Annotated in this window: 29 protein-coding genes and 1 tRNA gene; 14 read left to right on the top strand and 16 right to left on the bottom strand. The window is 31.5% G+C overall.

Annotated elements, in window-relative coordinates; translation table 11 throughout:
• The first annotated feature begins 83 nt into the window (after positions 1 to 83).
• The gene (locus tag AC1EU5_RS05425; RefSeq protein WP_480191349.1) at positions 84 to 575 is read left to right on the top strand and encodes a hypothetical protein; all 492 of its coding nucleotides are present in this window, start codon (positions 84 to 86) and stop codon (positions 573 to 575) included.
• A 23-nt stretch (positions 576 to 598) separates the two neighbouring features.
• Here AC1EU5_RS05425 and AC1EU5_RS05420 read toward each other — a convergent pair whose 3' ends face one another.
• The 15 genes from AC1EU5_RS05420 to AC1EU5_RS05350 form a co-directional block, all read right to left on the bottom strand.
• Positions 599 to 1,375, bottom strand: a complete 777-nt coding sequence (locus tag AC1EU5_RS05420; RefSeq protein ID WP_480191348.1) for an SGNH/GDSL hydrolase family protein — start codon at positions 1,373 to 1,375, stop codon at positions 599 to 601.
• Positions 1,375 to 1,923, bottom strand: a complete 549-nt coding sequence (locus AC1EU5_RS05415) for a CIA30 family protein (RefSeq protein WP_480191347.1) — start codon at positions 1,921 to 1,923, stop codon at positions 1,375 to 1,377. The genes AC1EU5_RS05420 and AC1EU5_RS05415 overlap by 1 nt, the downstream gene beginning before the upstream one ends.
• A 2-nt stretch (positions 1,924 to 1,925) precedes the next feature.
• Positions 1,926 to 2,405, bottom strand: coding sequence for an SRPBCC family protein (locus tag AC1EU5_RS05410; protein WP_480191346.1), 480 nt, complete (start codon positions 2,403 to 2,405; stop codon positions 1,926 to 1,928).
• Positions 2,406 to 2,410: 5 nt separating this feature from the next.
• Entirely contained in the window at positions 2,411 to 2,569 is a 159-nt protein-coding gene (locus AC1EU5_RS05405) for a Lacal_2735 family protein (RefSeq protein ID WP_480191345.1), read from the bottom strand.
• A 3-nt stretch (positions 2,570 to 2,572) separates the two neighbouring features.
• Complete coding sequence (locus tag AC1EU5_RS05400; RefSeq protein ID WP_480191344.1) at positions 2,573 to 3,034, bottom strand: TspO/MBR family protein; 462 nt, start codon at positions 3,032 to 3,034, stop codon at positions 2,573 to 2,575.
• A gap of 2 nt (positions 3,035 to 3,036) precedes the next feature.
• The gene (locus tag AC1EU5_RS05395; RefSeq protein ID WP_480191343.1) at positions 3,037 to 3,720 is read right to left on the bottom strand and encodes an SDR family NAD(P)-dependent oxidoreductase; all 684 of its coding nucleotides are present in this window, start codon (positions 3,718 to 3,720) and stop codon (positions 3,037 to 3,039) included.
• A 1-nt stretch (position 3,721) separates the two neighbouring features.
• A complete protein-coding gene (locus tag AC1EU5_RS05390) occupies positions 3,722 to 3,952 on the bottom strand; it encodes a hypothetical protein (protein ID WP_480191342.1) in 231 nt (76 codons plus the stop codon).
• A gap of 12 nt (positions 3,953 to 3,964) precedes the next feature.
• Entirely contained in the window at positions 3,965 to 4,663 is a 699-nt protein-coding gene (gene folE, locus AC1EU5_RS05385) for a GTP cyclohydrolase I FolE (protein WP_480191341.1), read from the bottom strand.
• Positions 4,664 to 4,666: 3 nt separating this feature from the next.
• Complete coding sequence (locus tag AC1EU5_RS05380; protein WP_480191340.1) at positions 4,667 to 4,939, bottom strand: TIGR03643 family protein; 273 nt, start codon at positions 4,937 to 4,939, stop codon at positions 4,667 to 4,669.
• The gene (locus AC1EU5_RS05375) at positions 4,939 to 5,373 is read right to left on the bottom strand and encodes a hypothetical protein (protein ID WP_480191339.1); all 435 of its coding nucleotides are present in this window, start codon (positions 5,371 to 5,373) and stop codon (positions 4,939 to 4,941) included. Before AC1EU5_RS05375 ends, AC1EU5_RS05380 begins: the two co-directional genes overlap by 1 nt.
• 93 nt (positions 5,374 to 5,466) lie before the next feature.
• Positions 5,467 to 6,957, bottom strand: a complete 1,491-nt coding sequence (locus AC1EU5_RS05370) for a cryptochrome/deoxyribodipyrimidine photo-lyase family protein (protein WP_480191338.1) — start codon at positions 6,955 to 6,957, stop codon at positions 5,467 to 5,469.
• Positions 6,950 to 8,371 (bottom strand): SDR family oxidoreductase, encoded by a 1,422-nt coding sequence (locus AC1EU5_RS05365; protein ID WP_480191337.1) that lies wholly within the window; start codon positions 8,369 to 8,371, stop codon positions 6,950 to 6,952. The genes AC1EU5_RS05370 and AC1EU5_RS05365 overlap by 8 nt, the downstream gene beginning before the upstream one ends.
• A complete protein-coding gene (locus AC1EU5_RS05360) occupies positions 8,368 to 8,988 on the bottom strand; it encodes a flavin reductase family protein (protein ID WP_480191336.1) in 621 nt (206 codons plus the stop codon). The genes AC1EU5_RS05365 and AC1EU5_RS05360 overlap by 4 nt, the downstream gene beginning before the upstream one ends.
• The gene (locus tag AC1EU5_RS05355) at positions 8,985 to 10,298 is read right to left on the bottom strand and encodes an ABC1 kinase family protein (protein ID WP_480191335.1); all 1,314 of its coding nucleotides are present in this window, start codon (positions 10,296 to 10,298) and stop codon (positions 8,985 to 8,987) included. The genes AC1EU5_RS05360 and AC1EU5_RS05355 overlap by 4 nt, the downstream gene beginning before the upstream one ends.
• Positions 10,299 to 10,301: 3 nt before the next feature.
• Positions 10,302 to 10,961, bottom strand: coding sequence for a TetR family transcriptional regulator C-terminal domain-containing protein (locus tag AC1EU5_RS05350; protein WP_480191334.1), 660 nt, complete (start codon positions 10,959 to 10,961; stop codon positions 10,302 to 10,304).
• A 156-nt stretch (positions 10,962 to 11,117) separates the two neighbouring features.
• On the opposite strand from AC1EU5_RS05350, the gene AC1EU5_RS05345 reads away from it, so the two are divergent.
• Positions 11,118 to 11,684: a fasciclin domain-containing protein gene (locus AC1EU5_RS05345; RefSeq protein ID WP_480191333.1), complete on the top strand. Its 567-nt coding sequence runs from the start codon at positions 11,118 to 11,120 to the stop codon at positions 11,682 to 11,684.
• 278 nt (positions 11,685 to 11,962) lie between these two features.
• On the opposite strand, the gene AC1EU5_RS05340 is transcribed toward AC1EU5_RS05345, so the two are convergent.
• Positions 11,963 to 12,037: transfer RNA gene (locus tag AC1EU5_RS05340), tRNA-Pro, on the bottom strand.
• A gap of 800 nt (positions 12,038 to 12,837) precedes the next feature.
• Between AC1EU5_RS05340 and AC1EU5_RS05335 the strand changes: the two genes are divergently transcribed.
• From AC1EU5_RS05335 to AC1EU5_RS05280, 12 genes are all read left to right on the top strand, one after another.
• On the top strand, positions 12,838 to 14,073 hold the full coding sequence (locus AC1EU5_RS05335; protein ID WP_480191332.1) for a glycosyltransferase family 4 protein: 1,236 nt from the start codon (positions 12,838 to 12,840) through the stop codon (positions 14,071 to 14,073).
• Between the two features lie 57 nt (positions 14,074 to 14,130).
• Positions 14,131 to 15,468, top strand: a complete 1,338-nt coding sequence (locus AC1EU5_RS05330; protein WP_480191331.1) for an MBL fold metallo-hydrolase — start codon at positions 14,131 to 14,133, stop codon at positions 15,466 to 15,468.
• 174 nt (positions 15,469 to 15,642) lie between these two features.
• Positions 15,643 to 16,653 carry a UDP-N-acetylglucosamine 4,6-dehydratase (inverting) gene (gene pseB, locus AC1EU5_RS05325; RefSeq protein WP_480191330.1) on the top strand — a complete coding sequence of 337 codons (1,011 nt, stop codon included), beginning with the start codon at positions 15,643 to 15,645 and terminating at the stop codon, positions 16,651 to 16,653.
• A 2-nt stretch (positions 16,654 to 16,655) separates the two neighbouring features.
• Positions 16,656 to 17,849, top strand: a complete 1,194-nt coding sequence (gene pseC / locus AC1EU5_RS05320; protein WP_480191329.1) for a UDP-4-amino-4,6-dideoxy-N-acetyl-beta-L-altrosamine transaminase — start codon at positions 16,656 to 16,658, stop codon at positions 17,847 to 17,849.
• Positions 17,830 to 18,459 (top strand): LbetaH domain-containing protein, encoded by a 630-nt coding sequence (locus AC1EU5_RS05315; RefSeq protein ID WP_480191328.1) that lies wholly within the window; start codon positions 17,830 to 17,832, stop codon positions 18,457 to 18,459. Before pseC ends, AC1EU5_RS05315 begins: the two co-directional genes overlap by 20 nt.
• Before the next feature lie 3 nt (positions 18,460 to 18,462).
• Positions 18,463 to 19,158, top strand: a complete 696-nt coding sequence (gene pseF, locus AC1EU5_RS05310) for a pseudaminic acid cytidylyltransferase (protein WP_480191327.1) — start codon at positions 18,463 to 18,465, stop codon at positions 19,156 to 19,158.
• Complete coding sequence (locus AC1EU5_RS05305; RefSeq protein ID WP_480191326.1) at positions 19,133 to 19,705, top strand: GNAT family N-acetyltransferase; 573 nt, start codon at positions 19,133 to 19,135, stop codon at positions 19,703 to 19,705. The genes pseF and AC1EU5_RS05305 overlap by 26 nt, the downstream gene beginning before the upstream one ends.
• Before the next feature lie 3 nt (positions 19,706 to 19,708).
• Positions 19,709 to 20,383 carry an SDR family NAD(P)-dependent oxidoreductase gene (locus AC1EU5_RS05300; RefSeq protein ID WP_480191325.1) on the top strand — a complete coding sequence of 225 codons (675 nt, stop codon included), beginning with the start codon at positions 19,709 to 19,711 and terminating at the stop codon, positions 20,381 to 20,383.
• On the top strand, positions 20,380 to 21,078 hold the full coding sequence (locus tag AC1EU5_RS05295) for a metallophosphoesterase family protein (RefSeq protein ID WP_480191324.1): 699 nt from the start codon (positions 20,380 to 20,382) through the stop codon (positions 21,076 to 21,078). Before AC1EU5_RS05300 ends, AC1EU5_RS05295 begins: the two co-directional genes overlap by 4 nt.
• 9 nt (positions 21,079 to 21,087) lie before the next feature.
• On the top strand, positions 21,088 to 22,038 hold the full coding sequence (locus AC1EU5_RS05290; protein ID WP_480191323.1) for an ATP-grasp domain-containing protein: 951 nt from the start codon (positions 21,088 to 21,090) through the stop codon (positions 22,036 to 22,038).
• A 4-nt stretch (positions 22,039 to 22,042) separates the two neighbouring features.
• Complete coding sequence (gene pseI, locus AC1EU5_RS05285) at positions 22,043 to 23,086, top strand: pseudaminic acid synthase (RefSeq protein WP_480191322.1); 1,044 nt, start codon at positions 22,043 to 22,045, stop codon at positions 23,084 to 23,086.
• Entirely contained in the window at positions 23,086 to 24,549 is a 1,464-nt protein-coding gene (locus tag AC1EU5_RS05280) for an MATE family efflux transporter (protein WP_480191321.1), read from the top strand. Before pseI ends, AC1EU5_RS05280 begins: the two co-directional genes overlap by 1 nt.
• Positions 24,550 to 24,562 lie beyond the last annotated feature (13 nt).

Here is a 24,562-nt window from a genome sequence, read left to right as displayed (position 1 = left end):
ATTTAATTACAAAATGATAAACTAAGGCACAGTAATTGTTTCATACAAGGAATTAGCATTAAAAATTCTTAAAAATGAAACGTATGAAACGATTAACTTTAGTTGTAATAGCAATCTGCGGTTTTGTATTTACGAGTGAAGCTCAGGAAATTTCACAAAATGCGATTGGTCTTCGCTTTGGTGACAATGATGGTTTTGGAGCAGAAATTTCTTATCAAAGAAAGTTGAGTGACAATAGACGCTTACAAGTTGACTTAGGTTTTAGAGATAATAGAAATTATGAAGCATGGAAGTTAACGGGAGTGCATCAATGGGTATGGCCTATAGATGGCAGATTTAATTGGTTCTGGGGATTTGGTGCAGGTATTGGAAATGTAAATATAAATGACTACCTAGTAAGAGAGGATGATGATGGTTTCTTCTTAAATGCCAATGGGAATGTTGGCATTGAGTATAACTTTAATATTCCCTTATTGATTGCTATTGATTTTAGACCGGAAATAGGAATCATCAATGATTTTACAGATGATGATCTAAATCTTGATTTAGCATTAAGTATACGCTATCAATTTTAATATAATAAAGCCTGGCATTCTTGCTAGGCTTTTTTTATAATATTCTTATTAAAAATAAAATCTGCGGTGTCTTTTGCCCAGACTTGATAGGTGAATTTAGAAGGGTGAACACCATCACTAAAAAAATCTTGAGGGTTATTGGCAATATTAAATTTTTTAGTCCAGGAGTCTATGGTAATTACCTCAGAGTTATAGTAAACATTCTTCTGACCTTGTATTTGTTTGCCAAGTTCTTTACCAAGTGTTTCTACCAAGGTGCCTAATATTTTCTTAATAAGTTTTGTAAAAGCAGGAAACTCTCTTATTGGTGGCATATTGACAAAAACTATGGGTGTTTTCTTATGTTTTAGTCGTATTGTAGAAATGAGTTTCTGAATATTCTTCCTCCAAAAATAAGGTGAGTTAAATGTAAAAGCATCATTTCCGCCTAAACCAATAACAAAAAGATCAACGTTCTTATCATTTATTTTAGGTAAGATTTTTTGAACAACCTGTTTAGCGGTATAACCGCTTTTGGCATAGACTTTCCAGTCTACATTTACGTTACTTGTTTCAGCAATTTCTTGAGCTAAACTTCCGGTAAAACCCTCCTCATGTGTTGCTACGCCTACACCGGCAATAGTACTTTCTCCAATAGTAACTATAGACAAACTTTTAGTACTTTCTACATCTACATAGCCATAAGGTAGTTTGGCCTCTGGTAGTTTAGGTACTTTTTTTCGTATTTGTACTCCATGAAAGTATAATAGGGGTAAATACGGAATGTTAGAAATGGTGTTTAGTATATAGCTTGTATTCATTACTCAAAAGATATAAAATCTATTTCTATTTCAAAAGCCCCAGCCTTTTTATCATTTAACATAATACCTACTCTTATAACTTCTGATAATTCTTCATCACTCATCTTATTTCCTGTAATCTTTCCCATAACAGTTTCTTCAAAATCATTTAAATCAAATTCTAATGTTTGCCAATCATCTTTTATAGGTGTAAAACGATAATTATAATTGGGTAAATAGTAACGATCATTTGTATTTAACCGCAAAGAAAATGTTCTATTGGTATCCTCACTTTTAAATCTGATCTTTACTTTTTTATAATGTGAAAGATCAACTTTCTTTTTAGCACTCCTAACGGAAGCAAAACCTCCATTGTTTTCCAACGAAACCTCCCCACTAAAGATAATGCTATTGTCTTTAAAAGTAACATTAGATTTTGATAGGCCTCCCATAACGCCATCATTGACTATGTACCAATTTGAGCCTGATTTTTCTTTTCCAAAATTAATCGTAAGTTTAGAAGAACCGTTTAAAATCATAAATAATAATATAAAGGTTATTATTTTCATTTTTAGTTAATGTGTTCTTGGTATGATCCAAATTTTTTAATGACAGCTTCTGTTCTGTAGTCAAATATCTCTTTTAGCTTATTTTTTATAATTAATGTGTTGGCAATAGCTCCTAAAACTCCCATTGGAGGTTTATAAGAAACAATATCCTTCATCAATACTCCATTTTTTATAGATTCAATATGATGTTGATGATGCCATATGCTGTAAGGTCCTACTCGCTGTTCATCAACGAAGTATTCTTTATCTCTTACGTGTGTGATCTCTGTAACCCAAGTGGTTTTAATGCCTAAAAGAGGACTCACTTTATAGCTAATGATCATTCCTTCATACATCTTTTCAGGTAGATTCTTAGAGGTTATATCAAAGCCCATATAATCAGGTGTAATTTTTTTTAAATTCTTAGGTGAAGAAATAAAATCCCATACCTCATCAATAGAAGCATTAATTTTCTGTTCTTTATGTAATTGATAAAGAGGCATATCACCTATAATTTTTCAATTTGAGACATAACAACCTCTGCTTCCGCATACTTGGTATCACTTAATTTTCTATTTGTTTTAGACAAATCAAAAGCTTCTTTCAAAAGCTTTTTATATTTCTTTTCTAAAATTTCTTTTTTTGATTTTTTGAATAGTTTAAACATCATTTAGTTATATAGAATTATATACAGATTTAAAGAGGTAGCAATACAAAGCCAAATGGCATAGGGAGCTATTAATAGTGTTTTTAATTTAAGCTGATTTCTATAAGCTATTAGGAAATAGAATACAATCATGGTTAGAACTAAAATGGTAACAAAACCAAAACTTGTTAGATGTTGATTAAAAAAAATATAATTCCAACTTATATTTAATAAAAACTGAATGCCAAATAAACCAAGTACTTTTAGATTGTTATTTATGGTAACCAGATATGCCATATAAATTGAAAAACAGATCATAATTGCAGTCCAAGCAGCGCCGAATACCCACCCTGGAGGCGTCCATGGAGCCTTATTTAAGTTCAGGTACCAAGCTTTTGAAGGGCCACCATCCATCAACAAGGTGCCTAGATAAAGTGCTCCAAAATTAATGACTAAAAAAAGAATGATATAGCTAAGCTTTTTCATATTTATGCTTTAATACTTACAATGCCACCATCCATTTGAAAGACCTGTCCTGAAATTGATTTGGCTTTATTAGAAATTAAGAAGGTTGCCATATCTGCCACTTCTTGTGGTTCTAAAAAGTTTTTAAGTGGATGTCTTTCTTTCATGTTTTCTATGGCTTTTTCACTTCTTAATAATTTAGATGCCAAATCGGTATTGGTAATAGTAGGAGCGATGGCGTTCACTCTTATTGTAGGTGCTAGTTCCGCTGCTAAAGATTTTGCTAAACCTTCAACCGCTGCTTTTGAGGCGGCTATACTTGTATGAAAGGGCATTCCTAATTTTACGGCAACAGTACTGAATAATAAAATAGAAGGATTTTCTCCATTCTTAAGTAAAGGAAGGTATTTCTGAATAGCTTTAACAGCACTCAATACATTAATTTCAAAGTCGGTTTTAAATTCCTCTATACTAAGTCTTGATATAGGTTTTAGATTAATACTTCCTGGACAATAGATAAGTGTATCAGCCGAATCAATTTCAGGCAATGCATCATTCAAAATATCACAATTAATATGCATTAAATTATTATGTGATTGCTTAGGTTGGGTTCTACTGATATTAATAATAGTGTGGGTATTCACTATCTTATCTAAAATAGCATTGCCTATTCCTTTGCTTCCACCTATGATGAGTACTTTTCGCACGTTATAAGGAATCAAGCGTGAGTTTTCGTTTCAATCGCTTTTCAACACGTTGTTTGATTGCAGTAAGACGCTTCATAATAGCCATAATCTCAGGGTTCTTATTTCTCTTATAAATTTCATTAAGTGCCAGAATTAATTTTTTAGCCTCTCTGCCAATATGTATTCTATCATCTGTGGTTCTTAAAGAAAATTTTCTTTTTTCAAACTGTAGTGCTTCGTTAATAATTTCCATAATAGCTCAATTTTAATTGTTTAAATAATTCTGTAATTCATTAATTTTTGACGGTGATCTAAATGAGCCGCCATAATAACTTGTGACTGTTGAAGAAGTGTCATCTTTAACACCTCTTGATGCAACACACAAGTGTTTTGCATCTATAATAACTGCAACATGCTGAGTTTCTAAAACGCGTTTTAGTTCTTCGGCTATTTGGTTTGTTAATCGTTCTTGTACTTGAGGTCTTTTAGCATAATATTGTACAATTCTATTCAGCTTTGAAAGCCCAATTACCTTGCCTGATGATATGTAGGCTACATGCGCTTTGCCAATAATGGGTACAAAATGATGTTCGCAATTAGAATAAAAAGTAATATTCTTTTCTACCAACATTTGGTTGTATTGATATTTATTATCAAACAATGCTATTTTAGGTTTACTTTTTGGGTTTAAACCCGAAAAAATTTCTTCTATATACATTTTAGCCACTCGATCTGGTGTGCCTTTTAAAGAATCATCTGTTAAGTCTAATCCTAATGTATCCATAATCTCAGCAAATAGGTAGGCTATTTTTTCTTTTTTTTGTTGATTAGACAATTCAAAGGCATTGTCCTTCATTGGTGTTTCCAACCCTGTGAATAGATGATCATCACCTATAGATTCTATAGAAAGACCATTCAAGCTTATCGTGTCATTTTCAAGTACTGTTTCTGTTTCTATTTTCATCTGTTATCTTTTACTTATTCGGTTATTTGATATATTTTTTTGCCTTGAACATTTAAATCTTCCTATTCTATATGCTCTTTTTTGTACATGTTTGGTATTTCTAGCTTGTACTCTGGTTCTCCAGCATTTGAAACTTTTTCTTTTTAAATTTTTTCTCATCAAGGCAATAACTTCTTGTTCACCTAGATTAAATTGATACTTAATTGCTTCAAATGGTGTTCTATCTTCCCATGCCATCTCAATGATTCTATCAATTCTTCTGACTTGATCAAACATTAGAATGACATTGTTGGCGATTTATATTCCATATCATAATCTACTTTGAGCCCTAAAAGCTTGTAAAAGAACTTTTTATTTTCTTTGAATAGCGTATTGTTTTTAAAGTTGATGAATTTACCTTGTGCATGAATGCTTGAACCATTGGTTTTATAAATTACCAGTTGGTAGTAGGGTATAATCCAAGTGAAATTTTGAAGTCCTTTATTAATTCTGATCAAAATTCCTCCAGGTCGTAATTCAATATTTGCATAGTTCACATCTGAAACCTTATTCATTATATAAGATAGATTGGGGCTTACCCTATCAATAATCATTCGCTTGGAGCCAACGCCACCCATTCTGAACTTAGTAAATAACGGAAATGACTTCCCCACTAAATCATTAATGATTTCAGTGTTGTTTTTGTTATAGTATGAGGTGTCAAGAACCATTTTAGCATTTAAAAACACTCAAATATAAAAAATGTTTAACTATTTTTTATAAAAGTTAAACATTTTAACGAAATTTTTAGAATTAAACGTGAATTAGTCGCCTTTTAGCATCCTTTTTCTGTCCGGTACTGTATGCTTTTTAATTATTCTACCACTATCTTTTATAACTTCTTCATCTGAGCGCATAGACCAAAGAATATCACTTGCTTGTTTTCGGGCTTCTTTTATATCTAAGATGGGTTTCGGATAATCTTTGCCTAGTTTAAAATTGTTAAATTGTTGATCTAGCAACGTCATTTTATATGGTTCATGTACAAAAGGAAGATCTAAATGGGTCAGTTCTGGAACCCACTTTTTAATGAACTTCCCTTCAGGGTCATGCTCAATACTATTTTTTATCGGATTATAAATTCTCAAATTATTAATTCCAGTTTCACCGGCTTGCATTTGTAGTTGTGGGTAGTGAATGCCTGGTTCAAAATCAAGAAAAACCTTTGATAAATGTTTTGAAGCATCTTGCCATGGCTGCCATAGGCTATGTGTAAAAAAAGAAACTACTAAGACACGCATTCTAAAGTTTAAATAACCCGTTTCTTGAAGGCAACGCATACATGCATCTATTAATGGAAAGCCTGTTTGACCGTTACGCCATGCTTTTTGATAGGTTGTAGAAATCTTTTTTTTGAGTTTATGATAGCCCACATTCACACTTTCAAACTCCATAGTATCTTCCATTTCAAATTTTTGAATGAAATGGGCTTGCCATCGCAGTCTGGATATAAACCCGCTAAGATGTCTATTATTATGTTGCTTTTTGACTTCGTTTGCTTTTTGCCAAACTTCACGTACTGAAAGATTACCCCAAGCTAAATATGGAGATAACCTACTACAGTTCTTTCTTGATTCATGAGGTTTTGATATGTTAAACATATATTGTTTATGACGTTCTGATAAAAAGCTATCCAGATATCGCAACCCATTTGATCTACCTCCTTTTTGAAAAAGTGAATCTTTATCAGTAGTTAAACTGGGTATGTTAAATATGCGTTCAAGAATATCAATTTCTTCAATATTGGTCATCTGACCTTGGCTAGGATTAAAATGTAATTGCTCTTGAGTCATATACTCTTTCCAACATTCCATCCATTCCTCACGATCTTTTAAGCCCCTAAAAACACCATTATTAATAGTTTCATGCCAGGTAATTAAATTATTTCTACAAAAACGTTTGAATTGTTTATCTCTGTTATAGGTGATCAATACACCAGTTTCCTGGTGAGAGAAAATATCTGTAATCCTATACTTATCTAGTAATTTATTAATAGTAGCAATAATATCTGATTGCACAATCAACACTTTGGTATTATATTGCTCTAATTGTTTATTGACGTCTACTAGAGATTCTTTAATAAAATTAAAATGGCGCTCACTATAATGCACATCATTCAAGAGTAAATTTTCAAAGACATAGAGTATAAGTACTTGCCTACCATCCTTTAAAGCACTAAAAATGGCTTCATTGTCATGTAATCTTAAATCTCTTTTAAGCCAAACGAGGTTAATATGTTTTTTCTCCTTATTCAATGTTTACCAAAGCATTGATCATTCCATTAAAAACAAAGGCATGAAATGGTAATACACAATACCAGTATAGTCTTCCTAATACACCATGAGGTCTAAACACAGCACGTTGGTAGAGTTTATTTTTCACTATTTTAAATTCAAGCCAGGCTTCTCCGGGTAATTTCATTTCAGCAAAGAGCAGTAATCGTTTTTGTTCTTTATCGGCTAGTAGCACACGCCAAAAATCCAAAGGATCACCGGGCTCGAGATAATCATCATGAGTTCTTCCTCTTCTAAGACCTACACCACCCACAAGTTTATCAAAATATCCTCTAATGCGCCATAATGAATTGTAGCTATACCAGCCATTTTTTCCACCAATGGCCCAAATTTTGTTGATTGTATAACTTTCGTTACTAACTTGCCTTGAACGTACATCTTTGAAACAACCGAACTGAGGTACTGTTACGTGTTCGGCTAATTGGGTATTGAAAACACCACTACTCATGGCATCTTTCCAGCTTGAAACTACTGAGTTTTGTCCTATTTTTTGAAATGCCAATTGAACAGCCTCCTTATACGTTATTGGGTTGATATCAAGAATTTGATTAATATTACTCGGTTTACCAATAACCTCTACTTTCATACTGTCAACCAAGGCAGAAGCAAGATTAAAGGAAGTTGAGGTAACAAAATAGAGCCAGTAGGATGATAATTTTGGAGTAAGAACAGGTAGTGTAAGAATATACCGTTTTAGTTTACGCACTTCCGCAAATTGAAGTAGCATATCTTTATAAGTCAGTACCTCAGGACCCACAATATCAAACGACTTATTAAAGAGTTCTTTTTTGTCTGCACCTCTTGACAAAAAGGAGAGTACATCTCTAACAGCAATGGGCTGCGATTTTGTTTTTAGCCATTTTGGGGTTACCATCATTGGTAATTTCTCAACAATGTCTCTTATGATTTCAAAGGAAGCACTACCACTACCGACAATAATTCCTGCTCTAAAGGTGGTCAATGCATAGTTTTCTGATCTCAAGGTATGCTCTACTTGAAATCTTGATTTTAAATGTTTAGATAATGAATCATCATTCACAATTCCGCTAAGGTAAATTACCTGCTTACAACTAGTTTTTGATACTAGTTTTTTGAAATTGGTGGCACATCTTTCCTCTAGAGATTCAAAATCCCCCTTGTTTGTGGCCATAGAATGAATAAGGTAATAGGCTACTTCTATATCTTTTGGAATGTCTAGGTTTTGTGGGTTTAAGAAATCAACTTTTATAAAAGTTGCTGATGGGTGATTCTCAATTTCATCTGGAATACGATTCATATCACGAACGCAGCAAATTAAAGTATGACCTTCTTCAAGAAGTTTAAGTGCGAGTCTTTTTGCTATGTATCCTGTAGTACCTGTTACTAGAATCTTCATATACCTTTTGGTCTTTGATACCCAAATCGTTCTTTCAGTACTGGTATAGCATAACCGTCTAATCCATTTATTGTGGCAATTTTTCCTTCAGATAAATCGATAAAGCCATCTTTTTTGACTAGTGTTCTATCAACATAAATATCTTGAATTTCACCAACAATTAGAATTACATCATTAGCTTTAATATGATATTCTTCAACGTATTGCATTGCTAATTGTACGGGTACTCCTTTTACAAATGGGGCCTTAAAATTATCTTTATACTCAGACTCAAGTTTAGTGACATCAAACTCAGAAATACTACTGTTGTATTTAGCTGAGGTGTGATGTGCATCCACCAAAATGTCTTGGTAAATATGATTTATGGTATAGTTACCATTATCTTTTATATTGGTATAGGTATGTCTAGGAACAGAAGTAGGCCTTAGGATAAATCCCATAAGGGGAGGAGTTGACCCTAAGTGTGTGAGAGAACTGAAAACGGCAACATTCTCAATCTTATTTTTTGAAATAGTTCCGATTAAATTTGCTGACTTATACCCAGAGCAGCTATTAATCAAATTTATTCTGAATAGTTTTGATAAGTCGCGTATTTTGTTAGATGAAAATCGTTTCATACTAACATCTCAAAATTATGGATTCTAACATCTTTTGACTTTAGGTCAAACATCAAATTATATAGCCCAAAAAAAGTTCTATTGATATAAATAAAGTGCTTAGAACCTCTGTTACCATTCATTTTCCTCAGTTCTGTATCCTTACTATATCGTTCACCAAGAGCACTAATCTGATTAAAGAAATCTTCATTAGAAAAGTCAAAAATTTCTTGATGAAAAGGCTGTGTGAATAAAGACAAAAGCTCATGAAACATAGCTGAGAAAAATTCAATTTCTTCCTTAGAATCGTCTTTTCTAAGGATTTCTAATTGGTATAACTTTTCTTTGAAGAGTTTTGGGTTGTCAATAGTTTCTTTTTGAGATAATTCAAAATAGGGTATATAAAAGTCATCAGGAATTGATTTCATACACCCAAAGTCAAGTACAATTAATTTTTGATCTTCAGAAATTAAAAAATTTCCGGGATGTGGATCTGCGTGCACTTTCTTTAGAATATGTATTTGATACATATAAAAATCCCATAGAGCTTGACCTAGTTTTGTCGCTAAAGATTCATTGCTGTTAACCTTAACAAATTCTGAGAGGTGAATGCCATCCATCCAGTCCATTGTAATAATGCGCTCAGACGAAAATTCCTTATAATAATCAGGAAATTTAAGGTTGGGTATTTTTTTGCAAGCTTTTGCTACTTCCTTACTTTGTTCAAGTTCTAATACATAATTAGTTTCTTCAATCAATTTATTTTCAACTTCCTGAAAGTATTTATCAGAATCTTTACCTTTTATGTTAAACATTTTAATGGCAATGGGTTTTACCATGGCAAGGTCAGAAGCAATACTTTGTGCTACACCCGGATATTGAATTTTGACTGCTAATTTTTTACCATCTTTCTCAGCAATATGTACCTGGCCAATACTGGCTGCATTTACCGAGTTAGGATTAAATGTGTCAAAGATTTCAGATGGTGACTTGCCAAAATATTTTCTAAAAGTCTTTTTTACCAAAGGAGCTGATAAAGGAGGTACAGAGAATTGAGCTAGTGAAAATTTTTCTACATATGCCCTTGGCAGGATGCTTTTTTCCATGCTGAGCATCTGTGCTACTTTTAGAGCACTACCTTTTAGTTGCTTTAAACTATCATATATGTCATCGGCATTATTTTGATCTAGCCGTTCTTTCGCTTCTTCTTCAGAACCAACCAATTTATCTCCATAATATTTTAAATAGTTTACACCCACTTTCGCTCCAGTTTTTACCAGCTTGGTAGCTCTTTGAATTTTTGAGGTTGGTATTTTATCAATGCTCTTCATAGTCTAGAAATAGGGTTTTACTTTTTCATTAAAGATAAATTTGCTAAGGTCTAAAGCACTCTTTAAAAATTTAGTATCCAAGAGGTCAAAGCCTGTATTCACTATTTTTTCTATAAGAATGTCTGTTTTTTCATATTCTTTGGAGTTATCATCTAGCCAGAATTTTAAAATGAATAATAACTGAAACCAAGTCGATTCTTGAATAGTTTTGTGTTGTAATTTTTCTATTTTTTCTTGATTTAAACTCAAGGTTTCGATTCCCAAATCTTTCACGTACTTCAAAAATGCTTTTCTAAGTAAAGAGAGTTCTGCTAACGACTTTAAACTATATTTATGTTGGTTTAAGGTAAATTCAACATATTCACGATTTGCCGTTAGATTTTCAAAAAAGGTATAGTAAAAACTTAAAAGCTTATCTCTAGCATCAAAGTTGAAGTATTCTTCACTTTGTTCTAAAATACTTAAAGTATTTGTCAAGAATATTTTGAATATCTCTTGCTTTAATGTTTTAAAAGAACTGAAATGATCGTAAAATTCATCTTCATCAAATTCGTTAATGGTAGCAAAATCAGTAATAGAAATAGGCTCTTTTTTATACTCAACCACATACTCCATGTAGTGAGTAATAAGCTCTAATTTTTCTACTTTTTTTCTTTTAGACATTTAACGGTTTTAAACTATGGTAAATTTATGAAATAAAGATTCCTTGAGAGTAGTGTTTTTTATAGTTTAACATTTTGTTTAATTTATTTAACAAAAAATTAAACAAAATGAGTACCCCCTAATGTATCTTTGAGGAAACTTAAACTCTATTTTATTATGAAAAAAAGAAATTTAATTGTCATTTTGGTCATGTTTGCTGTTGTGTTTACATATGCTTTTAACGAATCAAAAAGTAAAAATCAAATTGAAAAGGAATCTGCTAAAGAAATTAAAAAAGAGCAACCTACCATTGTTGGTGTAGCAGCAGGTAATGAGAATTTTACTACACTTGTTGCAGCGGTAAAGGCTGCTGGCTTAGTTGAAACTTTAAATGGTTCAGGTCCTTTTACTGTATTTGCCCCTTTAAATTCTGCTTTTGATAAGTTACCTGAAGGAACGGTAGAAGGACTTTTAAAGCCAGAAAGCAAAGAATCATTAACTGCTATTTTGACCTACCATGTAGTTCCTGGAGAATTTAAAGCTACTGATGTGGTAAAAGCAATTAAAGACAATAATGGTAGTTTTGCTATCACAACTGTACAAGGCGGAACACTAACTGTGTCTTTAGACGGAAGTAATGTTATTATTACAGATACTAAAGGAAATACATCGAAGGTTGTATTAACTGATGTTGCTGCATCAAATGGAATAATTCACGCCATAGATACGGTAGTAATGCCATAACATGCGTCTGGTTAGTTGGTTGGATAAGCCGTTATCATTATCAAACAAATGGTGACGGTTTATTTTTTGTTTTTAGAATTGGTACACTTCGTTCACCGATCTTATGAAAACTCAATCTTTATAAAAGTCTTTATTCTAGGAAGTCTTCTTAATATTCGCTTGTTGGCATTGAAGGATTAGCTCACTTTGTTCGCTGATCTTCTGAAATAGGATCGTAAATAAAAGCCTTTATTTCTTTAAGAAAACAAGTTTTCTACAGAAAATCAGCCTTTTATTTGTCGGGGCGAGAGGATTCGAACCTCCGATCTCTGGTCCCCCAGACCAGCACTTTAACCGGACTAAGCTACGCCCCGAATGGGGGCAAAAATAGTAAAAGTTATTTTCTAAAAATAGATTTTTACGAATACTTTCAAGCTAAAATTATGATTACATTCTTAAGCCTTTAAAAGCATAAAACTTCAAGCTTTATAATTGCATATTTCATTTTCAAAATCCCTAAAAATGGGAATTGATTACCCGTCTGTTACACAATACTTGAGCTAGGTAATATTTGGTCACTAATCAGTATTACAAATTTTACTTGCTATGATCGGTTCTGCACTGAAACTTTTACCAGATGAATTGAGCAGTTATATTGTTAACAATAAATGAGCGGGTCACGGTATTATTCGAGATAATATAATATTGCAAAATTGATGAAATGGCATCTCAAATCTTAGAGGAACTATAAGAAGTAATTTAAATTTTTGAGTAAAAGACTTAACATATTTATTTTAAGAGTTGATTTCACAAAAATAAATGCGAAACAAGTTGATATTATCTAAATTTAAAAAGTATAATTTAACTATACGTAGGTTTGATTAAAAATAACAAATTTTTCGACTAACAACTTGAAAATCTCTCTAAAAGGTCATTTGAGAACATTTTAGTGATTTGATTTAACTATACATATATAAAATTTACCACAACATTAATACAACATTATAGAGATTTAAGTCGATTAATTAAGTTTCATTCTGGTTTCCAACACTTTTTAGCAAGCTATTTCATAAGCTGTAGTCCTAACCATTATTGAAATTGAACTATTTGATAAGGTAAATTAGTCTTGTTCAAAGAATAGTGTATGGTTATTCTATGGGTATAAACTTTTGCAGTGAAACAAAACAAAATTATATTTGATGCAATTATAAAATATTTTTCTGTTTATTGCAGAGGCCGTAATGTCACTAACCCAAATAGCGAGAATACAGCAATCTGCTTTTTTAAAGGTAATGGCATGATTAATAGCTTGTATTTAACTGCTCTTGTTACGTTGGTTGGATCATTTGTACTAGTATTAGTTTTGATTCCAAAGATCAAACATATAGTTGAGCGCAGGAAGTTAATTGATAATCCAGATGATAGAAGTTCTCATAAAGTTTCAACACCTACGATGGCAGGTGTATCGTTTTTCATAACTATAGTTTTTGTTTTAAACTTTATAGATCATTTGGATATTGATCGAGTTGGTATAAATCTAATATCTGCGCTTACATTAATATTTGCATTAGGTTTAAAAGATGATTTGGTAATTTCTACACCAAGAGCTAAAATTGGAGCTGAAATACTTGCTGTTTTATTTATTTTGTCATGTGAATGTATGCAAATAAGTTCTTTTGAAGGTTTCTTGGGTATTCAAAGTGTTCCTCCTTTAATTTCTTATATATTCATTACACTAATGATATTAACAATTATCAATTCTTATAATTTAATTGACGGTATAGATGGTTTGGCATCGACTGTAGGTATTGTTATTTTTTGTGTTTTTGGATTTATTTTTTTACTCGCTAAAGAACATTTTTATTTTATGTTATGTGTTTGTTTAGTTGGTATGCAGTTGGGTTATCTTCGTTTTAATTTATCGATTTCAAAAAAGATATTTATGGGTGATACAGGATCTCTGATTATAGGATTCTGTATTGGCGTATTATCTCTTAAATTCTTATCGCTAGAATCTTTTGCATTAAGCGATTTTTCGTTTAATCCTGAAAATAAACTTTTTATCATTGCCGCACTTTTATACATTCCTTTATTTGATACTTTTAGAGTAATAGGGGTTCGTCTATTAAACAATAAAAGCCCTTTTTCTCCTGACAATAACCATATTCATCATATTTTAATTGATTCCGGATTACCACATGTCAAGGTTAGTATGTTTTTAGGGTTTTTGAGTTTGGTTTTATCAATAGCATTCATTTCTCTTTCGTTATATTTCAATAGTTTTCAAATGCTTTGGATATTTGTTACCAGCACTTTATTGCTATTGGGTGTATTTTATAAACTTAAAAGTAATGTCAAAATAGAGAATGAATTTAAATACTTGGTTAGAGCAATTAGATTCTTTTTTTAATCACAACATCATAAAACCTCCTATAATATTTAGTATTATAAATTCCTTTATTTAAAAATGAAAATTAGATATATTAAATCGGCCTGTGTAGTTGTTGAGTCTAAAGATGTTAAAATCCTTACAGATCCTTGGGTAGTTGATGGAGAGTATTATGGGTCGTGGTGTCATTTTCCACAACTAGAATTTGACAAAGAATATTTTGATAATATTGATTATATTTATATTAGTCATATTCATCCTGATCATTTTAGCAAAAAATCATTTGAACTTTTAGATAAGAGGATACCAGTATTAATTCATCAATATGCAAGCCCATTCTTAAAAATGAATATTGAACGATTGGGTTTTGAAGTAACCGAGTTGCCCCACAATAAAAGGACAGAATTAAAGAATGGTGTTTTTATTAATATATTAGCAGCAGATAATTGTGATCCCGAATTGTGTGCTAAATTTATGGGATGCGGTATAGTTGAAACGAAGTTTAAATCAACACAGATAGATTCTCTTTGTGTAATAGATGATGGAGAACATGCCGTTTTGAATACAAACGATTGCCCATATGATTTAGCAGAAGAAGCAATTACGTCATTGAAAAAAAATTATGATAAAATAGATTTCTTACTTGTTGGTTATGGTGGAGCAGGACCTTACCCACAATGTTTTGAATTGTCTGATGAGGAAAGAGAAAAAGCTATAGAAAGAAAGAAAATTCAATTTCTTAGTCAAGGAGAAAAATTTATTAATCTCATATCCCCAAAGTTTTATATGCCCTTTGCGGGAACCTATACACTTGCAGGTAAACTATCTAAATTGCAAAATTTAAGAGGAATTCCTGAGTTAGAGGAAGCTCAGAATTATTTTGATTCTTCTAATGAAATTAATCATAAAAATTCAAAAAGCGTACTATTAAACACGTATGAATATTTTGATCTTATTACTGAAAAACCTTCAAAAAGATATCTACTTCTCAATAAAGAAGAAAAAGAAAAGTATATTGAAGAGATTTTATCAAAAAGAAAGTTTGACTTTGATGATGATGTAAACCCTACAAAAGAAGAATTATTAGAGTTGATACCCGCGGCTTACAATAGAATGGACAAAAAAAGAAAGGAAATTAATTTTTCTACAGATACTAGCGTGTTAGTTAGTTTGGAAGATAATTCATTTGTAAAGATTAGCATGGATGGAACTGGCTATGAAATAGTAAAAAACACTCATATATACAGCCCATATGTCATGTACGACCTTGACCTAAAGCTTTTAACAAGAATATTAAAAGGCCCAAGGTTTGCACATTGGAATAACGCGGAAATAGGTTCACATATTAAATTCAATAGAAATCCAAATAAATTTGAACGTGGTCTTTATCACGCTATGTGTTTTTTTCATGCATAAGATCAGCATATAACTATTAATAAAATTTCAAAGTGAAAATGATGATATTTTTATATAGAACTTGGTTTTGACTATGCCAGAAAAATAAGATTTAATTCTTGAACGATTAAAAAAAGAATTACCTAATATTTATAATTATATTTAGCAAGTGCTTTTAAAAAAACAACATATTTAATGCTTAATAACAAATCAATATTAATTACCGGTGGAACAGGTTCTTTAGGAAAAGCACTTACCGAAAATATTTTAAAAAAATGGCCAAATGTTAAACGTCTTGTAATTTTTTCAAGAGATGAGCAGAAGCAATTTCAGATGGCTCAAGATTATCCTACTTCAAAATATCCTCAAATACGTTTTTTTATTGGAGATGTACGCGATAGAGAGAGGCTCGTAAGAGCTTTTGAAGATATTGATTATGTTATTCATGCTGCGGCTATGAAACATGTTCATATTGCTGAGTATAATCCTAGCGAGTGTGTGAAAACGAATGTTGCGGGTGCTGAAAATGTAATACACGCAGCATTTCAAACCGGTGTTCAAAATGTAGTTGCACTTTCTACAGATAAAGCATGTGCTCCAATTAATTTATATGGAGCAACCAAATTAGCCTCAGACAAATTATTTGTGGCTGCCAATAATATAAGAGGTAAACATGATATTAAATTTTCAGTTGTTAGATATGGTAACGTAATGGGGTCTAATGGTTCTGTAATTCCTTTTTTTTTAAATAAGAGATCCGAAGGTGTTTTACCTATAACCGTTGAAACTATGACACGGTTTAATATATCTCTCCAAGGTGGTGTAGATATGGTATTACACGCTATGAAAACTGCTTGGGGAGGAGAAATTTTTATTCCAAAAATACCATCTTATAAAATTACAGATGTAGCTGAAGCTATTGGCCCAAATTGTGAACATAAAGTTATTGGTATTAGACCTGGAGAAAAAATTCATGAAGAAATGATTACGTCTTCAGATTCATTTTTCACTTATAATTTAGGGAAGTATTTTGTTATTATTCCTCAAACTCCTGTATGGAATGTTGATGATTTCATAACTCATTTCAATGCAGAAATGGTTCCAGCTGGGTTTGCATATAACTCGGGAACCAATTCAGAATGGGAAACAGTAGAATCTTTACGTGCTCTAATTAAAGAACATGTAGATTTGAATTTTAAAGTGTAGTAATGAAAGCAATACCCTATGGTCGCCAAAATATTACTGATGAAGATATTCAAGCAGTTGTTGAAACATTAAAAGCTGATTATTTAACCCAAGGGCCTAAAATAGGCGAATTTGAAGAAGCTTTTGCTAATTATGTAGGTAGTAAATTTGCAATAGCCGTGTCTAATGGAACGGGAGCACTTCATCTTTGTGCATTAGCATTAGGAGTGCAAAAAGGCCATAATGTAATTACAACACCAATAACCTTTGCGGCCTCAGCGAATTGCATTCGATATTGTGGTGGTGAAGTTGTTTTTTCTGATATAGACCCTGAAACATATCTTTTGGCTCCTCTTAAAGTTAGAGCTTTATTGGAAAATGCTCCGAAAGGAACATATAAAGGTATTATTCCAGTTGATTTTGCTGGTAGAGCAAATGATTTGGAAGTATTTAGAGAATTAGCAGATGAATTTGGCCTTTGGATTATAGAAGATGCTTGTCATGCTCCGGGAGGTAGCTTCAAAGATAGTGCGAATCAAATCCAACATTGTGGAAATGGAATATTTGCAGATTTGGCAATTTTTTCGTTTCATCCGGTAAAACATATTGCCTCAGGTGAAGGTGGCATGATCACTACAAATGATGAATCTCTTTATAAAAAATTATTACAATTACGTACACACGGTATTACTAAGAATACCGATTCATATTCAAATTCAATTGATTTAGCCGGTGGAAAAGAAGACTATCCAGGGTGGTACATGGAAATGCAGAATTTAGGATATAATTATAGACTTACAGATTTTCAAGCCGCATTAGGGTTAAGTCAATTGTCTAAAGCTAATAATGGTGTTCAAAGACGAAGAAAAATTGCATCAAATTACTTTAATGCTTTTAAAGATAAAAAATTCATAAAAGGTCAATCTGGTATAATTGAAGGTCATGCCTATCATTTGTATGTAATAGAAGTTGAGAATAGGCTAGAATTATATAATTATTTACGCACGAAAAATATTTATGCTCAGATTCATTATATACCTTGCCATTTAATGCCATATTATCAAGAATTTGGGTGGAAACAAGGTGATATGCCTGCTTCAGAAAAGTATTATGAACACTGTATAAGTTTACCGATGTATCCTACATTGACAGATGAAGAACAAAGGTATGTTATAAATGAAGTTAACACTTTTTATAATGATATTAGAAATTCCTAAAGATGCTATAATACAACAGTTAATACACCAATTAACATCTTTTTTTAGTATTTCTACAGATGAAATTAGCGTTATAAATGCAATAGTTGAAGATGTATTTCAACGATGTGATATTTGTTTCTCTAATAACGAAAATAAATACTATTCAAAGAAAGGTGAGACTTATTTTAATCCGTATCACTCAGGTCAATACACCATTTTCTTATATTATTTTTCAAATACCGTTTTTAAGAAGGATAAGACTTATAGAAGGTTAGCTGATAAACTATATTATTTGAATAGAGTTATGAATGCTTGCGATTTGTTTTATGAAGTAGAATTACCAGAAATATTTATGTTAGATCATCCTTTGGGTTCCGTAATGGGTAGAGCTAAATTTGGGGATTATTTTTCCTTTAGTCAAAACTGTACTGTAGGTAATAATAATGATATTTTTCCTGTTATTGGTAAACATGTTACTATGACAGCAAATACCACTATATTAGGAAATTCTAAAGTGGGTAATAACGTAATTTTAGGAGCAGGGGCATGTATTAAAGATCAAGATATACCTGAAAATTCAATTGTATTTGGTAGTTCACCAAATTTGATAATTAAAGAAAGAAGTTGAAACATGTCAAATTTGTTAATTATTCCTGCTCGCGGAGGTAGTAAACGAATACCGAGAAAAAACATTAAGGATTTTTTAGGTAAACCTATTATTGCATATTCTATAGCAGCAGCTCTAAAATCAAATTTATTTGATGAAATTATGGTGTCTACTGATGATAATGAAATTGCCGAAACTGCTAAAAGTTATGGAGCAGAAGTTCCATTTTTAAGAAGTCAAGAAAATGCAGATGATTTTGCAACAACGTATGATGTAGTTGAAGAGGTAGTTTTAAAATATAAAGCAATAAATAAGAATTTTGATCATACATGCTGTCTCTACGCATGTGCACCTTTTGTAACATCTCATAAATTAATTGAGGCTTTTGAAGTTCTTCAAAATGGCAACTTTGATACGGTATTTCCTGTAATCGCATTTGGCTCTCCCATTCAGAGAGCCTTAAAAAAGGATAGCAATAATAAATTAAGTAGTTGTCATCCAGAATTTAATTTGACAAGGTCACAAGATCTTGAAGAAAGATATCATGATGCTGGTCAATTTTATTGGATGAATACAGAACAATGTTTAAAAAAGAAAGCGATACTAACAGATAATGTAGGGAGTATTGTCATTTCAGAGATAGAAGGTCAAGATATTGATACTAATATAGATTGGAAATTAGCAGAATTGAAGTATGAGCTTGTACAAAGTTTTAAATAGGCAGGAATTTGCTCAGGGTAATTATTCAATTATCCCCATCCGTATGGAAGATCGATATGTTATTATGAAATGGCGTAACGAACAATTATTCCATTTAAGGCAAAATAAACCATTAACTAAAGAGGAACAAGATATTTATTTTGATACAGTAGTTGCTGGTTTGTTTAGTCAAGAAAAGCCTAGTCAAATATTGTTTTCGTATATAGAAAATGATGCTTGTATTGGTTACGGTGGCTTGGTTCACATTAATTGGGTAGACAAAAACGCAGAGATTTCATTTATTATGAATACGGAATTAGAAAAAGACTATTTCTCTAAACACTGGGCTGTTTTTTTAAACCTAATTGAGGAGGTTGCGTTTAAGGAGTTAAACTTTCATAAGCTTTTTACCTATGCTTTTGATTTAAGACCTCATATCTATGAAATAATAGAAAATGCTGGATTTGTTAAAGAAGCAACTTTGAAAGAGCATTGCTTGTTTAACGGAGAATATAAAGATGTCATTATACATAGAAAGTTTAATGTAAATGATAATACTGCGGTTTAAAATATGAAGAAAACAGTCATTATAACAGGTGCAAATAGAGGATTGGGGAAAGCCTTTGTTGATGTTTTGATCAAAGACGAAGACTGTTTTATTATATCTATATCAAGGCGTCTAAGCAAAGAACAGCAAACGTATTCCCCAAAACGATTCCACTTTTTGGAAATTGATTTTGCAAAGCATAATGTTGAAGAAAAACTCATTGCCTTAAAAGATGTAATAGACGAAGAACCTGTATACCTTATAAATAATGCGAGTATTATTGATCCTGTTGTAAAGATTGAAAATTTAACAGAAGCTGCAATAGACAAAACGATTTCTGTGAATATAAAATCGGCAGTATTAATCACTAAATTTTTACTGAAAAACTTTGAACCTAACCAGTTAACTTTTGCAAATATGAGCTCTGGTGCAGCTAACAGACCAATTAATAATTGGTCTCTTTATTGTTCGTCTAAAGCCTTTACACAAATGTTTTTCAATGTAGCCGAGAGTGAATATAAACAACATCAGTTTTTTAATATAGATCCAGGTGTCATGGATACGGGTATGCAAAAAACACTTCGTGAAAGCGATTTTCCAGATGTTGAAAATTTTAAAAATTTAGAAAGGGATGGACAATTAAAGTCACCAATTGATGTTGCCAAAGAAATACTAAGAAAAGTCATCATAAGCATATGAAAATTGCCATTATTTCTGACATACATGGTAATTACGATGCATTAGTTGCAGTTTTAAATAAAGCTAAAAGAGAAGGTGTTGAGCATTTATTAATTCTTGGAGATATTGTTGGTTATTATTATCATCCTGATAAAGTATTAAAGGTACTTTCAGAATGGAACTTTGACATTATAAAAGGCAACCACGAAAAAATAATGGAAGATCTCATAGCAGATTCATCTCTTAGCAAATCTATTAGACTAAAATATGGCAGTGGTCATCAAGAAGCTATAAATAAGTTAACCAGCAAACAATTAGAGTTTTTGAGTTATTTACCAGAAACAAAGTCAGTACAATTTAATGGCGTTTCTATATTAATGTGTCATGGAAGCCCTTGGTCTAATGATTATTATATTTATCCTGATTGTGAAAAAGAAATCGTACTTAGATGTGATTCTAAAGATCACGATTTTGTTTTGATAGGCCATTCACATTATGCTTTTGCAATTAGAAATGAAAATAGCACTATAATTAATCCTGGTTCCGTAGGGCAATCAAGACAAGCAGGAGGTAAGGCTTCCTGGGTCATAATTGATACGACTAATAGTTGTTTTCAATTGTTGACTACTGATTATAATGTTGAAAAACTAATAAGCGAAATAGAAGAAAAGGATAGTGATATAGCCTATCTTACAAAAATTTTAAAAAGAAAATGATTCATTGTAATGGGTAAAGCATTTAACATATTAGTCACGGGTTGTGGAGGTGATATTGGTCAGAGTCTCGGTAAGATTTTATTAAGGTCACCATACACTAAAAACTTATTCGGGATTGATATTTCAAATAAGAATGCAGCACAATTCATTTTCCCAAATTTCATGGTTGGTTTACCTTATTCACATCCAGATTTTTTGAAAGAACTTGAGCTATTTGTTAAGGAAAATGCTATTGACCTTGTAATACCTATTGCCGAGCCTGAATTACGTTTTTTTTCTAAAAAAAACATTTTAAATCAAATAGGTGCTGCAAAAATGATAACGGCTTCATCTCAAGCACTGAAAATAGGTTTTGATAAATTTAAGACTGCAGAATTTTTAAGGTCTAATAATTTACCTTTTCCAAAAACATTCTTAGCAAAAGATTTAAAAACGATAGAGTCTTTCCCTGTTATTTTAAAATCAAGAACAGGTTCTGGCAGTAAGGATATCCATAAAATAAATTCTATGGAAGAGTTTTCTTTTTATACCAGACATATTATTGAAGACTACATTGTTCAAGAATTTGTAACCAATAAAAATGGGGAATTTACTTGTGGTTTGTTTCGTAGCAGTAAAGGTGAAATAAGATCTCAAATTTTTAAGAGAGAACTCCATGGGGGTTATAGCGGATATGGTGAAGTTGTTGAAAATGAAAATATAACTGAGCTTTTAGAAAAACTTGCTATTAAGATAGATTTAACAGGAAGTATTAATGTGCAACTTAGATTAACAGAAAATACCCCTAAGGTTTTTGAAATTAATCCAAGGTTTTCAAGTACAGTATTGTACAGACACCTCTTTGGTTTTGAGGATTTAATATGGTCTATTGAAGATAAGTTAGGATATGAATTATCTGACAATAGACAAAATGCTACTGGTAAAAAGTTTTATAAAGGGTACCAAGAATATATAAAATGAGCATATGAAAATAGGAAATTATACTATAGATAAAAATTCACCAGTCTTCATCATTGCTGAATTATCTGCCAATCATAATGGAAGTATAGATACTGCTATAGAAACTGTAAAAGCGGCAAAAAGAGCGGGTGCAGATTGTATTAAATTACAAACATTCACCGCAGATACTATTACTTTAGATTCTAAAAAAGAAGATTTTAAAATCAAACAAGGTACGCTATGGGATGGGCAGTATTTACATGATTTATATAAAACAACGCATTTACCATGGCAATGGCATAAAAAGATTATGGAAGTGGCTAAAGAAGAAGACTTAATTTGTTTTTCTTCTCCATTTGACCCTACTTCCGTAGAATTTTTAGAAACATTGGATGTGCCAGCCTATAAAATTGCTTCATTTGAAATTACAGATATTCCACTAATAGAATTTGTTGCATCTAAAGGAAAACCGGTTATTATTTCTACGGGTATAGCAGAAGAAGAAGATATTGAATTGGCATTAGATGCATGCAGAAGAATGGGTAATCATGACATTGCATTATTAAAGTGTACATCAAGTTATCCAGCCCCAATTGAAGAGGCTAATATGTGTATGGTGAAAGATTTAACTCAACGTTATAATGTAATTAGTGGACTTTCAGACCATACAATTGGAAGTACAGTGCCAGTAGTTGCCACTGCCTTAGGAGCAAAAATTATTGAGAAGCATTTTATTCTAGATAGATCGGTAGGAGGAGCAGATGCCTCTTTTTCTATGACAGAAGTTGAGTTTACAGAGATGGTGAAAGCTGTTAGACAAGCCGAAAGCGCTATTGGTACTGTTGACTATAAATTGACAGAAAAGCAGTTAAAAGGCAAAGACTTTGCACGTTCGCTATACGTTGTAGAGAATATAAAGGCTGGTGAAATTATAACAGAAAATAATGTTCGCTCTGTTAGACCCGGATTCGGAATGCACCCTAAATTTTATAAAGAAATACTTGGAAAAAGAGTAGCAAAAAATATAGATAAGGGTGATCCTCTGCATTTTGATTCTATAATTAAATAATGGGTAGCTTTTCAACAACCATTCAGGCTGTATTTAAGAATAAAGTGATCTTATTTGTTTTTAGCCGTTATGGAACTTATTTTATTCATTTTATAAATTCCTTATTTATTGCGGTTTATTTAGGGCCTTATTATTTAGGAATATGGGGGTTCATTATGCTAGTTACACAATATATAAATCACTTAAGTTTTGGAATTTCTGATTCAGTAACGGCTATTATTTCTGTTAAAAAAGATAAAGAATTTTATGTCCAAAAAATTATTGGCACTGCATTAACAATGCTCATAGGGCTTTCAATAATACTTATACTGTTCTTTGCAGTTAATGAAGCTTTTGATCTTAATTTAGGTCAAAAATATAGTTTTTCTACCTATGCATACATTGTGGTTTTAATAGGTATTTTGGGTTATTTTAATACCTTATTCAATCATATCTTTAGGGTATATGGCAGACTTTTTGAAATTGCTTTTAACCAAACTATATTTCCTGTTTTAATGCTTCTTGCTATTATTTTTTTTAGAAATGAAAAATTATTATGGGCACTTGTAATAGCAAATTTCATAGCATTTATATGTTCATTTGTATTGTATTTAATTAAAAGCCCTGTAAAGCTAAAACCAATATTTATCTATCACTTATTTAAATTAATACAAGTAAGAGGATGGCACCTGTTTATATATAATACATCCTTTTATTTTATTGTTATTTCTATACGTTCATTTGTCAGCGGCTTCTATAGTGTAGAAGAGTTCGGATATTTTACTTTCGCGTTTTCACTTGCGAATGTAATTCTATTATTATTACAGGCTTTTTCGTATTTAATTTTACCAAAATTATTAAATCGTTTTGCTTCTGCATCTCAAAGTCAAAATGCAGAATTGTTAGAGAAATTAAGAAATGCATATGTAACTACTTCTCATCTACTAGTACATATTGCCATTTTATTTTTCCCCATATTTTTATTGTTATTTCCTCAATATGAAAGCGCATCTGAAGCCTTCAAATTAATTGCTTTATCAGTTGTGCTTTATACAAACTCTTTTGGTTATTCTAGTTTGCTAATTGCTAAGGGGTATGAAAAAAAATTAGGAATTTTTTCATTTTCAGCTCTTATAATAAATATCGCGATAGCACTTGTATTAATAAAACTAGTACATGTACCATTTACACTGGTTATAATAGCTACTATGGTTAGCTATTTTATCTATGTCTTTATGCTCGGCTATATTGGGCGAAAAATGTTACAATTAAACACATCTATTTTAGAAGTTATTAAAGATATGTATCCAGTGCGTCTTTTGTTACCTTATCTATTAAGTTTTGGCTTAATACTTTTTTCATTACCTGATAATTATTTTATTTTTTCATTAATGCTATTTATAATACTCAACTTTAAAGTTTTGTTAAAATTGAAAGATATCATAAGAACGATCATTTTGAAGCCTGATTTTATTAATATATAGAGCTAAACCATTC

This window comes from Maritimimonas sp. 2405UD52-3, assembly GCF_056591715.1.
Note: the sequence above shows the minus strand (reverse complement) of the source record. Positions and strands in the feature narration are given on the sequence as shown.